We start from the raw sequence: 14,434 nt of genomic DNA, 5'->3' as shown, positions 1-14,434 counted from the left end.
CATAGAGAGGTAATTATAAGAATTAAAATTCCTATATAGATTATGTTTTTTAACATTATTTTTAAGTTATTTTGAAAAAACAGTAGATCTAATTAAAACAAAACAGAAGATTGAAAATATTATAGTAGTTAATATAGAACCTTCAAAACCAAAATCAACACCTGTTAAAAATTTATTATTTGATATAAATTTATAATTAGCTATACTATATATTTTCAACCCACTGATGTTACTGCCATAGATACAACCAATTAAAAAATTCCACAAAAAATGGACAATAGTAGATATTATAATAGAATTAGTTTTGACATATACTAAGCTTAAAAATATACCTGCAATAAAAATATTTATCAACCCAATAATATTAAAGTTTGGATTAAATAAATGAAAGGAGCTAAATATTAATGATGTTAAAATAATATTTTTAAATGAAAGTTCATCCTTTAATATACTATATGGAATAAATCTAAAAAATATTTCTTCCATAAATGCGGATAATAATAGGAGTAGAAAAAATATAACAATATTCAAGTAATCGATATTCTCAATTAAGCTTGTATTAATTAAATTAAAATAGTTTAATATAAAACTAATAGCTGTTGGAATAAATACTCCTAATGAGATAATTTTCAAGTTTTTAAAATTCCAAAATTTTAAAAATAAGTTGGTTTTAAAATCTTTTATCAAATCTAATTTATAAAGAAAATATATCCCACAAATTAATTCTGGGAAAAATGAGGAGATCCATATATTAACAGTTAATTCTTTTTTAGGGAAGTCTTTAAAAGCTATAAAGAAAAATGGTATAGAAATAATTATTTGTAAAAAAAATATTTTTACAAATAATGGGATTATTTTATTCATAAGGAAAATTAATTAAAGCATGAGTATAGTTAAATACTCATGCTTGTTATCATTTATTGCATCATCGCATGTCCTCCTGGTACACCATGCTGATTTATATAATGTTCGTGTTCTCCAGCTACTGCTAAAGCTCCAACTACACATCCAACTAGATACCCAATAAATGTACCTCCTTCTACTTGCGTTAACTCTTCTTGAGTTAATTCTTTTAATTTTTCCATTTTATAAAAATTTTGAAGACTTCCCGTTTTTCAAACAGTTAATAAATATAAAATATACTCTAATACACTAAAACTTCTTTAGCATAGAGCCATGGACTAAGTCCATTTAACGATTTATGCGGGTGATTACTGTTGTAATCAATCTGCCACTCGTAAGCAATAGCATTTACTTCTATTAGAGAGCCGAACAGATATGCATCCAAAACATCTTCTCTAAATGTACGGTTTAAGCGTTCAATATATGCATTTTGTGCAGGCTTTCCCGGTTGTATATATTGCAGCTCAATGTCATTATCCTTACAGAAGTCCACAAAAACCTGGGATAGAAACTCAGGACCGTTGTCGGTTCTTATGCGCTTAGGTTTAGGTCTGTATGTGATTAATTCTTTTAATCTTTGCACTAATCTGATACCTGGAATTGAATAGAATGCTTCATTAATCAATGACTCCCTATTATAATCATCAATGACATTCAGCACCCTAAACCTCCTGCCATTACATAAAGCATCACTCATAAAATCAATTGACCATGTCTCGTTGACGCTTCCCGGGACGATCAGTTTCTCTTTAATCCGACACGGAATACGGCGTTTGCGCTTAACTCTTAGTTTTAAATTAATATTTCGATAAACACGAAGTACTCTTTTTCTATTCCAAAGCAGACCTTCCAAGCGTATCTTACCGTAATAAGTTTCAAATCCCCTTGTAGGATATCTCGCTGCCAAATCTAGTAATTTTGAAATAACGCGTTGGTCGTCTTTTTTATGCCCATAATAATACATACTGCGGCTCATGCAGACGATCTTGCAAGCCCTATGAACACTGATTTCTGTTTCGCTAATAACACCCTTTGCCAGTTCTTTTCGTTCACAGAGCTTTAAAGCTTTTTTCAATGATATTCTTTAAGATACGATGATCTAGGCTCAGATCTGCAAACATGCGTTTAAGACGTACGTTTTCCTCCTGTAGCGCTTTAAGTTCCTTAAGATGCTGCGCATCCATTCCTCCATACTTTTGCTTCCATTGATAGAAAGTAGGTGCAGAAATCCCATGTTCTCGACAGATGTCTTTTGTAGCTTTCCCAGATTCATATTCTTTAAGAATATTGATAATCTGATGTTCTGAAAATTTGCTCTTTTTCATAATGTTTAACAAACTAAATTTAATAATTTTAATTGGTCTGAAAAACAGGGGAGTTTACCTAACTAACTGATTAACAAATTGGTATTTGTATTATTGTCAATTAATGATATACATATCACAAAATATTAATTCAGAAATTTGAGTATCTTTTATTGTTAATATTTCATCAGAAATTTCCTTTAGATCTTCTAAATAATGGCTAATTATTAAAATAATTTTTTCTGTTTTTAATTTTTGTATTAAATTGTAAATGAATTTCCTATTCTCCTTATCTAATGAAGAAGTTGGTTCATCCAAAATTAAGAATTGCGGATTATGATATAAAGCACGCATCCAACCAAGTAATTGCTTTTGCCCACCGGATAGATTGATACCCTCTTCTCCTACCAACGTTAAGAAACCTTGAGGTAGAGAATTGATAAATCTATCAAAACCAAGTGAAATTAATTCTTGTAGCTTTTCTTCATTTACTTGTTCGTTAAGAATAATATTTTCCAAAACATTTCCGTTGAAAAGTTGTACATTTTGAGGAACAATACCGGTTAAGTTTCGCCAGTTATTTATAGAAATATCCTTTAAATGGATATTCGCATTAATGATAATTTCTCCTTTTTCCGGTAGATAGTTTTTTTGTAAAATTTCTGTCAATGTTGTTTTACCACTTCCGCTTTCTCCAAGAAGACAGGTAACATTCCCTTTCTGTAAAGAAAAAGATATTTGATTAAGAAGCCTACTTCTTCCATTGAATCTGAAATCAATATTTTTAATTTCAATAGATTCAACATTTTTAATTTCCAGACCTTCAACTTTTTCTTTTTCTAATGATGAGTATTCGAACATTCTATCGAAAGCTACTTTAGCCTCTTGTATCGGGATAGTTACTAGAGCCAAATTGGTAATTGAAGAAAGCAATGAACTTGAAATCCCAATAATTGCCATTAATTCACCGACTTTAATTTCATTATTTAAAACCTTGTAAGAAGAAATGCCAAGAATTAGTAAAAGAAAAATAACTAGGGTTAATCCGGAGTATAAAGAAATTGTAAGATTAAGCTTTCCAAGTTCAAAAATTTTTGTTTGAAAAAAAACAAAAATAGTTTTATTTCTTTTAATAAATAAATTTTGTTTGGAAAATCCTTTAATAACATCAATTCCTCTAATACTGTCTATATAATTGGCTTCATTTGAACTATAAGATTGCATTACATTTCTTTGGGATTCAATAATTTTCTTATTGAAACTAAAGATAATGTAAAAAATTATTGGCGAAATAATAATGCAGACTATAGCAAGTTTCCAAGAGTAAAAGAAAAGGAAACTTATAGCAATGAGAACTCCTAAAATATCTACTGCGGTGTTAGTAATCAATTGTTTTATTACGATTTGGATTCTTTGAGTATCATTGAGCCGAGCCACAAAATCTCCAATTTTTCGACTATCAAAAAACATTTTTGGAAGATGAAGAAGAGAAGAGTAAAATTTTTTATTGATCCTTTCATTAAAGGCTTTACTTTGCTTAATGATATAAAATTCTCTTAGTGCCTGGATAGCTACTCTTGCAAAAAGAAGAAATCCAAGAAATGAAATACTTAACAATAAAAGAGAAGTCTTTTTCTTTGGTAAAATATCATCTATTAATTTTTGTGAGAAAATAGACATAGACATTCCCAATAAAGTAAATATAAGTCCTAAAAAAATAATCGTATAAACGGCTTCCTGATCTTCTTTAATTAGATTTTTCATCCAAAGTTTCTTCTCGGAATCTATTTTTGTTTTTTTTTGGAACTGAGCGTTGGGTTTTAAAGTAAGACAAGTTTTAGAGTGCCACACTTCTTCCAAGTATTCTTTTGTCCAATATTCTAAACCTTTGGCAGGATCTCCGATAAGAAATTGATGATTTCCAAGAATATTGTAAGAATAGCATATAACATAATGTTCAAATTTTTGATCTATAATAGTGTGTAAAATAACGGGTTCTCCGTGTTCTGTGAGGGCCTGTATGTCAGCCTCGCAACCTTCTGAATCAAAGCCGATAGCATTGGCGCATTGATGTAAACCAAGAAGTGTAGTTCCGGTTTTGCTTGTTCCACTTTTTTCACGAAGTATTTCCAGTGAAATATCTCCTTCATAATATCTCACTAAGGATTGGAGACAGCCAACTCCACAATCAGTTAAGTCTTTTTGGAGTGAGAATGTCTTTTTTATAAGTTTATTTTCTTTCATCAAAGGTATTTGTGAGTTTTTCCAGTTTTATTGCTCCTGAATTTCTTTTAATAAGATGATTATTTTTATCATAGACCAAAAAAGACGGTACTCCTTTTAAACCTAATTTTCGATAAAATACTGCCATTTCGTCGTGACACCAGTAGATATTGTTTAGCTTATCCAAATTATGTTGTTTAGCAAACTGTTTGATTTCTTCTAAAGGTTCACTGGCAACCCATATCCATTGAGTATTTTGATAGTTGCGATAGCTTTTAGATAATTCTTCTACTTCTGCCTGACAAAAATGACAACTTGGACTGAAATACACTATAACCTTAGTATGATCGTCAGCCAAATTGTGTTGTGTAAAAGAATTCCCTCTAATGGTTGTAAAACTAAATGTAGGGGCATCCTTTAGAGCTTCTATTTTTTCTTTCTTCTTCTGAAAGTTTAAAAATAAATATATCATTACTCCGATTAATATAACTGGAATAATAATGACTAATGCCTTTAAAAACTTCTTGTTTTTCATTTCTCTAATATTGTGCATTTAAAATAAAAAATGAAACTACACCTACCCAAAATAGAAGACCAATCCCATACGTTATTGTTATTAAACCTAAAGATTTTTGGAAACTAATTTTTTGTTCTGAAATTTCCCATACTCCCCAGGCAAGAGTTCCCCAGTAAAAAAGTTCAAACAGATTTACCAATTGTAAAGGATATGCTAACCATTTCTCCGTAGAGATATAATCTCGTATATTAAGTAAAGAAATTGGATAATAAGTTTGTAAATCTTCCAACGTATAATCTGTATTTATCCAATAAAAATTAACAAATTTGTAAAATCCTGCTATAATAAATACAGATTCTGCCACTAAAACAAAACTTATTAAATCTGAAAATTTTATTTGATCTAAGCCAGGTAAATCTAACAGTTTAATAAAGTTAAGACAGAAAGCAACCAATAAAACCTTGATCCCAATAAGTAATGGTGTCGCAACATAGCTTACCCACCACCATTTTTTCTGACTTTCTATATAATTTTGTATTACTTCGTTCGGATAATCTTTGGCAAGAAAATCTGTAATTTTGGAACTGGTAGTAATAAAAGTATTATCTAAGTAAGTGAGTGAAAAATAGCATAAGACAATGCTTATGAAAAGTATAAAATTTTTCATTTGTGTTGTTATAGAAATATTATTTTCTATTATTGTAAAAGTTATGGTAGAATGTTATTCTGATTAGATTATCAAAAATAGTCTAATCGTGTTTTATTGTATTTTAATTTTAAAATACCAATTTTTTGAATATTTGATAGTTGTATTGTAAATAAAGTAAATCCCGAATAGTTATAATATTATAATAGCTAATGTAAAATTTAATATTAACAAAACTATTTTCAGAATGAGTTACTTTCAAGAAATAAACTTCATTTGCTAATAATTACTAATTCTTTGTTTTGATAAAGCTTCAGCTTTTGATAAAACTAAATTCTTTATTGATTTTATAGTTTTGGAATTAGAATTATATAGTTTTCTACCGTAAAAATTGTTTATGAAAATTTTGTTATTTTCACAAATAATTATAATATATTCGGTATCATTTTTATAAGGAATTTCAAAAATATAAAGACCTAATATTTCTTTTGATTCATATACCACTTTCTGCTTACTTGCAATATCTTCAATAATTGCATTGTTATCTTTAAGTAACAGATTTGTTTTTATTTCTTTAAAAAATCTCTGATAGATAATTTTAACTAAAATAAAAAGATATATTAGAAAAGAAATCATTCCAACTATACTGAAATCACTTTTAATGAAAGCGATAAGTACGAAAGAAAAGAAAAGTAGGAATGTAAACAACAAAAAGCACTCGTTTAAAGAAAAAGGCAGAAAATATCTTCCGAAAATTACTTTGGGCTTTTGTTCTTTTATTTTAATTTTTTCTATAAAATTCATTTTTCAATATTAAAACTAGAAGGGTATTATCCCTTCTAGTCAATTTAAATTACAGTTTAGTCACAAAGAAGCATACCTACTCCAAGAACAAAAGTTCCTCCAACTACTCCTCCAATAATAGCTCCCATACCAGCTAATGCACCCGCATATTCCCAAGTACATTTTGGTCTTCCTTCAGCTTGTAAATTTTCCATTTGTGACAGATTTAATTTTTTCATTTTTTGAATTTTTAAATTTAGTAAATAATTTTTGTCATACAATCCCTGACATGGGTCTTTTACTGATCAGTTTTTATATTTATATTTTTGTACTGTACACATACAAGAAATAAAATATTTGTGTTTTTACCTGGAGCAAACTTAGGCAAGAAATTAGCACAAAAAAAGCAATAGGTATCAGGATTTATAAATTGATATATATCAATTTATAAATCCTGATACCTGTATTTTATTGAAATTCAATTAAATAGATAGGCAATTAAATCATAATTGACTTTTCAATTTCCTTAATATAAATTGAAAGTGTAGTTCCCGTTTTTTTCTTGAATGCAACTGAAAATGCTTGTACATTGTTGTATCCAAGTTCATCTGCAATAGCAGGAAGTGTGTAAGATCTGAATTTTTTGTCCTTTATCAATCGTTCTAACACGTAATGAATCCGTAAATCATTAAGATAGGTTGTAAAACTCTTTCCTTTCTGGGTATTAATGACTTCTGATAAATAGGTAGTGTTGGTCTTTATACTTTTTGCTAAACTAGCAGATGTAATACCTTTCTTTAAAAAAGACTCTTTTGTTTCAAAAATTTCCAATTCTTTTAAAATATATTGAGTTACATCTTCCGGAGTAGTCTTTGCTATTTTGTTTTCTATATCAACTTGTTCTGTTTCTTGAATATGAACTACATCTAATTTTTCGTCAGGAGTTTGAAAACTTCTCATCTCAATTGAATTGATTAAATCCTGAGCAATTTTTCGATGCTTTTTTTCTGTTTTTTTAGATTTATAATAGAAGAAGGAAAGCAATAGAAGAGCTGATAATAGAAGACCAATGGAAGCATATAGAATTATTTTTCTGTTTTGTAGGTCATTAATTATATCCTCTTTTTCTTGTAGAAGATTTGGCGTATCATATTTTTTGGGTAATTCCGTAGATAAATACCTGAATTGTTCATCGAGTTTTTTATCAACTTTTAAAAAGCGGTCAATATAATAAAGCTGTTTTTCTTTGTTGTTGTTTTCTTTATAATAGTCTATGAGATAGGTGTATACTTCACGAAGTTCTGGAAAGGTAATATTAGTTTTTTTTACATTAGAATCTAAAACAACAAAATATTCGACTGCTTTTTCTTTGTTCGCCAATCCGTCAAAAGCTTTACCTAAATTAAAAAGCGTATAATTTGCATTATCGTCATTGATACTGGAGAAATATTTATAAGCTTTTGATAATTCTGCTATGGCAGCTTTATATTTTTTTTGTTTAAGGTCTGAATATCCGGAAAAATAAGAATATTGGCTAATTATATATTTGTTTTTGCCTGTGAATGGTGATCTTTGCCCTTCTTTAATTAAAAAATTGGCAGAATCCAATTTATTTAGCTCAATATAGCAATATATAAGACTTATACGCATTTGATTATGTTGAGATTCATCTGTAATGTTGTTACCATTATATAAATAATATCTGAACGTTTTAGCAGCTTCTGCATTTTTACCAATATAACTATTCAAATAGGCAATATTCATATTAGCATATGCGGTCATCTTCTGATTTTTCTGATCTTTAGAGTATTGTAATCCTAAAATATAATTATCTAAAGCAACTTTTAAATTGTCATATTTATAATAAAGGTTTCCTTTCATTAAATAAGTCTGAGAGGGATATATTGTTCCTTTTAAATTTTTCGTAATTGTAGCTGCACTATCCAAATATTTTAGGGCATTGGAAAAATTTTCATTAAAGTGAACAAGGACATAGCCGTCAGCTATTTGAAGAGTGGTTTTTTCATTTTTAGCCTTTTGCAGATAATATTGAGCTATAATTTTAGCTTTATCAGTTTTAATATTATCATTATAGTTATAAAATTTGTTTTTCAGTTCCGAATAACTGAATTTATTTAAGGTGTCAACTTTGTTATCTTGAGCAAAAAAACAATTAGTAAACAAAAAAACAATAGGAAATATAAATTTCATCATTTGTAAATAAGCTACAAAAATATAATTTTCACATTTAATATTTACACAATATGAAAATAAAATAATCATTATTTAAGTTTAATAATATCAATACTTTATGTTAAAACTACAATTAGTAAAGCTTAACGACATGAAAGCAATTATTGGAGGAGGTGGAGCTCAAGCGGGTTATAATATTAATGAAAATGATGATCCGCTTCCTACTCCTTTTCAAACAGCGAGTAATAAATAATTTCTAGTAATAATGAAAATAAAAATATTTATTATTATCTGTTTACTATCAGCTTTTATTAATGCCCAAAAGACAAAATTAGCCCCATCAAAACCAGTTACTGATGAATATTTTGGAACTAAAATCGTTGATAATTACAGAAATTTAGAAGATTTAGAAAATCCTAATACTACTAATTGGATGAAGTCGCAGACAGCTTATACCAATTCTGTTCTTGATCTTATTCCTAAAAGAAATTATTATGTAGAAAAAAGACTAGAGATTGATAACAGACAAGGGTTTTCTGTATCTGATTTGAAAATAACAGATAATGATAGATATTTTTATTTAAAGAAAAAAGGAGATGAAAAAGTAGCAAAACTATATTACCGAGAAGGATTTCAAGGAAAAGAAGAATTGCTTTATGACCCTATCAACTACAAAAATTCAGAAGCTAATCATGAGTTTGTCATCAATTATATAAGTCCAAGCTGGGATGGTAATAAAGTTGCTGTTTCAATGGCTGAAAAAGGAGTAGAACTCTCAGATTTGATTATTATAGATATCAAAAAACAACAAATTTATCCTGAATTTATTGCCAATATAGCACCTGCTACTTTGGATGGAATAAAATGGTTAGATGATAATAGCGGATTTTTCTATATGAATTTTTCTACAATTGATCCTAAATCTAAAGATTTTTATAGAAATACACAAACTGTTTTATATAAATTAGGAACTGATCCAAAAAAACAAGTGATGTTTTTTCTGCTAGAAATAATCCTGATTTAGGTATTACTGCTGACCAATTTCCCATGATTCTAGATTCTGATATTGATGATCAGTATTACAAAGGAATGCTGGTAGATTTTCAACCCTACAGAAAAACATTTATCATTAGCAAAGAAGATTTATTAGCAGGTAAAAAAAATTGGAAATTACTTTCCGAATCAAGTGATAAAGCTAAGAATTTAGATTTTTGGAATGATAAGGTTATTTTTCAGTCATCTTATAATTCATCTCTCAATAAATTATGTAGAACCAATATTGCTAATCCAAATTTTAAAAGTGCTGAAACTTTAGTTCCAGAGAAAAAAGATGAAATTATTAAAAGCTATCGAATAACCCGAGATGGCATTTATTACACTACCACGAAGAATGGTGTAGAAGCTAAATTATATTTATACAAGGATGGGAAAGATAATCTTATTCAACTTCCTTATCCATCAGGAAATATTGATTTACAGGGTAAAGGAGAAAATTATTCAGATATTTGGATTACTTGCTCTGGATGGGCAAATGATGAGCAACGTTTTAAATATGATGTAAAAAAGAATGCCTTTACGCCGGAAAATATTGCTCCTGTTGCAGAATATCCTGAATTCAAAGATATTGTTGTTGAAGAAATAACCGTAAAAGCAAGAGATGGGGAAGAAATTCCAGTTTCTTTGATTTATAATAAAAATATTAAAAAGAATGGCAAAAATCCTGTATTGATTGATAGTTATGGTTCTTATGGAATTTCTACTAATCCTTTCTTTGCTAAAACTTACTTGTTATGGGCAAATCAAGGAGGGATGGTGGCTGTAGCCCATGTGAGAGGAGGAGGAGAAAAAGGAGAAAAATGGCGTTTAGGAGGATATAAAGAAACTAAACCCAATACTTGGAGAGATTTAATAGACTGTACAGAATTTTTGATACACGAAAAATACACATCAAAAGATAAAGTGGCGATTTGGGGTGGTAGCGCCGGAGGAATTACGGTAGGTAGAGCCATGACTGAGAGACCTGATCTTTTTAAAGCGGTTATTGCTGAGGTAGGATCATTGAACATGCTTAGAGATGATGCAAAACCTAATGCCCAGCCAAAAGAATTTGGAAGTATTAAAGATCCAAAAGAGTTTAAAGCCTTATTAGAAATGGATGCCTATCATCATATTAAAAAGGGAGTTAAATATCCTGCAACGCTTATAACCGGAGGAATAAACGATCAAAGAGTGATTGTTTGGGAACCTGTAAAATTTGCAGCTAAATTAATGGCTGATGATTCGTCTAATAATCCTATTCTTTTAAAAATAGATTTTGAAGGAGGACACTCTGGTAATGTTCCTGTGGCACAACGATATGCAAATTTAGGAGATATGTTTACTTTTGCATTATGGCAATTAGGACATCCTGATTATCAACCTAAAAAAAATACAAAATAGCAAAATGTCTCGCTTTCCCTATCAGTTTTTTGATGAGTATGTAGTTCGTACTCCTTCATTCACCTATAAAAGTTTTGTAGAGAAATTTGGTAAAGAGGAGATTTCTAATGATGAATTAAAGGAAATTTGTACTCATCCAGTTTTTCTGGAAGCAATTTATTTGGCTTCACCATATTTATACGAAGAACTCAATCTTTGGTTAAACTCAGAAGAAGAACTTTCCCAAAAACAATATCAAAAACTAAAAAATACCCTATTAAAATATTATAGCCGAATGAGTACACGTTGTACACCATTCGGCTTATTTGCTTCGGTTGGCCTGGGAAGATTTAATGAAAATCTTGGAGATAAACAACTCGTAAGTTTAGTTCGAGATACTAAACTAGATATGTATTTTCTTGTTTCCTTAGCTCAACATTTTGTGAGCATAATAGAGATAAGAAATCAGTTATTATTTTATCCTAATAACAGTGTTTATAAGGTAGGAAACAATATCCGCTATATAGAATATCAATATACAGGAGGAAAAAGAGAATATACTATTTCATCTGCTCCACTTTCTGAGGGATTGGGGCAAATATTATCTTTTTAAACCGTACAGCAGATTACAGATATTCTTATCAATAATGAAATAACAGAAGATGAAGCCCGGGAGTTTGTTGAAGAATTGATTGATAACCAAGTTTTGGTGAGTGAATTCGAACCTAATGTTTCGGGAAACGATTTTTTAGATACGCTGATTTTTGTATTAAATAGAATAGATGCTAAGGCTGAACTTGAAAATTTAATTTTAATAAAAGAAAAGCTAAGCGAATTAGACAAAAATATTGGAAATCCTATTTTTCTTTATTCTGAAATTGAAGAGTTAATTAAAACTTTTAAAACAGAATATGAACAGAAGTATCTTTTTCAGACAGATCTTTATAATAAAAGTAGATTTACTTTACAATCAAACTGGAAAAAAAAATTAAAGAACGGAATCAACTTTTTAAATAAAATTACTTTACTGCAACAAGATACTCCTTTTGAAAAATTCAAAAAGGCTTTTAGTGAAAGATTTGAAACCCAAGAAATGCCTTTAACTTATGTTCTTGATACCGAAGTTGGGATAGGTTACAGACAAAATTTCTCTGCTAAAGGAGTTCATAATTATTTAGAAGATTTAAATCTTTCAATCTCTAAGAAAAATCGAAATCTAATTATTGAACTTAATCCGGTACATAAAATTCTTAATGAAAAAGTACAATATGCTTTGTTAGAAAATCAAAATGTTATTGAATTATTAACTGAAGATTTTAAAGATTTTGAAGAAAACTGGGATAATATACCGGATACAATGTCTTTTATAACAGAGATTGTTTCTGATAAGAATTTTGAAAAATTATATGTAAAAGGAAGTAGTGGGAGTAGTGCGGCTAATCTTCTGGGTAGGTTTTGTTCTGAAAAATCAATAGTACAAAATTTAACAAAAGATATTGCGAAAAAAGAGGAGGAGTTAAATTCTGATTATATTTTAGCAGAAATCATTCATTTACCGGAAGCCAGAATAGGAAATATAGTAAGAAGACCTACACTACGAACCTATGAGATTCCATATCTGGCGCAATCTGTTTTACCAAAGGAAAATCAAATTTCTATTGATGATCTATATATTTCTTTAAAAAATGACAAAATTATTTTGCGTTCAAGAAAATTGAATAAAGAAGTCAAGCCATATCTTACAAATGCGCATAATTATTATACCAATACTTTGCCTGTTTATCATTTTTTATCTGATTTCCATTCACAAGATGTGAGAGCAGGCTTGCATTTTAATTGGGGCGGATTAGAAGACATTTATCATTTTTTGCCAAGAGTAAAATACAAAAATATCATTCTTTCAAAAGCGCGATGGAAGATAGCAGAAAAAGATGTTATTGCTCTTGAATCATCAATGTCTGATAAAGAATATTTTTTATCTGAACTAGAGAATTGGAGATTTAAAAGAAAAATTCCTACATGGATAGAGTGGGTAAAGTTTGATAATACTTTGACAATGAATTTAGAAAATTACGATATGGCAAAACTTTTTATTCAAACCGTAAAAATTGAAAAAGCAATCATAATCGAAGAATTTTTGTATAATGAAAATGATGATTTTAAACGTGAGTTTATTTTTTCAATGTATAAAGGTGAAACGTTATAGTTGTAAATGATGGAAAGAAGAAAATTTATTCCCGGAACGGAATGGCTCTACCTGAAAATTTATACAGGAGTAAAGACTGCTGATATTATTTTGGAAGAAGCAATACAACCTTTGACAGAATACTTTCAGGAAAATAATTATATTTCACAATGGTTTTTCATCCGCTATAATGATCCTAAACCACATTTGAGAGTAAGGTTTATGTTAAATAATACTGTGGATTACAGCAAAATCCTTGACAAAATCAATGAAGCTCTGCAAGAATATATAGGCAGTGGAGAAATCTCAAATATTTTGATTGACACTTACATTAGGGAAATCGAACGTTACGGGGAAAAAACCATTGAAGAAGCTGAAACTCTATTCCATAAAAACAGTGAATTTACCTTGCAATGCTTGCATTACGACGATGAAGAGAAAATTATTATTACTCTCTTTTACATTGATGAGATTTTGAACAAACTTAATCTTACCATTCATGAAAAGCTAGAATGGATCAAAGATTTCAATGTTGCTTTTAAGCAGGAATTTAATGCAGATAAGAAACTCAATTCTCAACTGGATAAAAAATATCGGGAATTCAAGACAAAATATGTAGATTTTCTTCAATCATACGAGTTTTTAGAAGAGAGAAATGCTGTTATTTCCAATATTGAAGAAAGTAGTTCGGTCTTACAGGATATTCTCCACCACAATGAAAATAAATCGTTGGGAATATCTTTGCAAAGTTTCTTCCAAAGTATTTTTCACATGAATATCAATAGACTTTTTGTTTCTAATCAGCGTTTGTTTGAAATGGTAATCTATGACTATCTTTTAAGATATTATAAGACTGAGATTTTCAAGAAAAATAACGAAAATTCTTGACAAAAAGTGAAAAGTATATTTTCGTCCTTTTTTAAAGAAGCTAAAAAATATTATTATTTAAGATCATAATTAGAAATTACTAAACTCAAAATGAAATGAACATAGCTTTGTTCTGCATCTTTTCTATTAATGAGTTTATTTTTATAATCGTATGAATTTAATATTTTTATTAACTTTTGGTAGATTTCAAAATCTTGATTTATAATTTTCCCCCTTATATTTCCATCTTTTTTTTAAAATAATATCATTATCAACTGAGGATCAGGTGCAAAAGTTGGGGGCTAAGCAAAAAGTTTGGTTAATCTGAATAAAAAAAATGATCTGTCCTTCACCCCTCTGAGCTGCATCCTGAAGTTTTTGATTTTAGCATTGAA

The 14,434-nt window shown here is 29.0% G+C and carries 13 protein-coding genes and 1 pseudogene; 4 read left to right on the top strand and 10 right to left on the bottom strand.

Annotated features, from left to right (window positions below; all coding sequences use genetic code 11):
* Positions 1-66: 66 nt before the first annotated feature.
* From AC27VX_RS23240 to AC27VX_RS23195, 10 genes are all read right to left on the bottom strand, one after another.
* Entirely contained in the window at positions 67-864 is a 798-nt protein-coding gene (locus AC27VX_RS23240) for a CPBP family intramembrane glutamic endopeptidase (protein WP_488698304.1), read from the bottom strand.
* Positions 865-917: 53 nt separating this feature from the next.
* Positions 918-1,085, bottom strand: a complete 168-nt coding sequence (locus AC27VX_RS23235) for an acetolactate decarboxylase (RefSeq protein ID WP_488698302.1) — start codon at positions 1,083-1,085, stop codon at positions 918-920.
* A 59-nt stretch (positions 1,086-1,144) separates the two neighbouring features.
* Positions 1,145-1,978, bottom strand: coding sequence for an IS3 family transposase (locus AC27VX_RS23230; protein WP_488698300.1), 834 nt, complete (start codon positions 1,976-1,978; stop codon positions 1,145-1,147).
* Positions 1,953-2,228, bottom strand: a complete 276-nt coding sequence (locus tag AC27VX_RS23225) for a transposase (protein WP_488698298.1) — start codon at positions 2,226-2,228, stop codon at positions 1,953-1,955. The genes AC27VX_RS23230 and AC27VX_RS23225 overlap by 26 nt, the downstream gene beginning before the upstream one ends.
* Before the next feature lie 96 nt (positions 2,229-2,324).
* Positions 2,325-4,451 (bottom strand): peptidase domain-containing ABC transporter, encoded by a 2,127-nt coding sequence (locus AC27VX_RS23220; protein ID WP_488698296.1) that lies wholly within the window; start codon positions 4,449-4,451, stop codon positions 2,325-2,327.
* Positions 4,438-4,965, bottom strand: coding sequence for a TlpA family protein disulfide reductase (locus tag AC27VX_RS23215; protein WP_488698294.1), 528 nt, complete (start codon positions 4,963-4,965; stop codon positions 4,438-4,440). The genes AC27VX_RS23220 and AC27VX_RS23215 overlap by 14 nt, the downstream gene beginning before the upstream one ends.
* 4 nt (positions 4,966-4,969) lie before the next feature.
* The gene (locus AC27VX_RS23210; RefSeq protein WP_488698292.1) at positions 4,970-5,614 is read right to left on the bottom strand and encodes a hypothetical protein; all 645 of its coding nucleotides are present in this window, start codon (positions 5,612-5,614) and stop codon (positions 4,970-4,972) included.
* A gap of 258 nt (positions 5,615-5,872) precedes the next feature.
* Complete coding sequence (locus tag AC27VX_RS23205) at positions 5,873-6,397, bottom strand: hypothetical protein (protein ID WP_488698290.1); 525 nt, start codon at positions 6,395-6,397, stop codon at positions 5,873-5,875.
* 56 nt (positions 6,398-6,453) lie between these two features.
* Positions 6,454-6,591, bottom strand: coding sequence for a hypothetical protein (locus AC27VX_RS23200; RefSeq protein WP_488698288.1), 138 nt, complete (start codon positions 6,589-6,591; stop codon positions 6,454-6,456).
* A 283-nt stretch (positions 6,592-6,874) separates the two neighbouring features.
* Positions 6,875-8,659: a helix-turn-helix domain-containing protein gene (locus tag AC27VX_RS23195; RefSeq protein ID WP_488698286.1), complete on the bottom strand. Its 1,785-nt coding sequence runs from the start codon at positions 8,657-8,659 to the stop codon at positions 6,875-6,877.
* A 175-nt stretch (positions 8,660-8,834) separates the two neighbouring features.
* On the opposite strand from AC27VX_RS23195, the gene AC27VX_RS23190 reads away from it, so the two are divergent.
* The 4 genes and pseudogenes from AC27VX_RS23190 to AC27VX_RS23175 all read left to right on the top strand — a co-directional run bounded on the left by AC27VX_RS23190 (position 8,835) and on the right by AC27VX_RS23175 (position 14,060).
* Positions 8,835-9,593 carry a beta-propeller domain-containing protein gene (locus tag AC27VX_RS23190; RefSeq protein WP_488698284.1) on the top strand — a complete coding sequence of 253 codons (759 nt, stop codon included), beginning with the start codon at positions 8,835-8,837 and terminating at the stop codon, positions 9,591-9,593.
* Between the two features lie 23 nt (positions 9,594-9,616).
* The gene (locus tag AC27VX_RS23185) at positions 9,617-11,008 is read left to right on the top strand and encodes a prolyl oligopeptidase family serine peptidase (RefSeq protein WP_488698282.1); all 1,392 of its coding nucleotides are present in this window, start codon (positions 9,617-9,619) and stop codon (positions 11,006-11,008) included.
* A gap of 4 nt (positions 11,009-11,012) precedes the next feature.
* Positions 11,013-13,193: pseudogene (locus AC27VX_RS23180) on the top strand (lantibiotic dehydratase family protein).
* 9 nt (positions 13,194-13,202) lie between these two features.
* Complete coding sequence (locus AC27VX_RS23175; protein WP_488698280.1) at positions 13,203-14,060, top strand: thiopeptide-type bacteriocin biosynthesis protein; 858 nt, start codon at positions 13,203-13,205, stop codon at positions 14,058-14,060.
* Positions 14,061-14,434 lie beyond the last annotated feature (374 nt).

It is taken from the genome of Chryseobacterium sp. 14P4.3.2 (assembly GCF_057799275.1).
The sequence above is the reverse complement of the archived record's forward strand: the minus strand, read 5'-3'. Positions and strand labels throughout refer to the sequence as shown.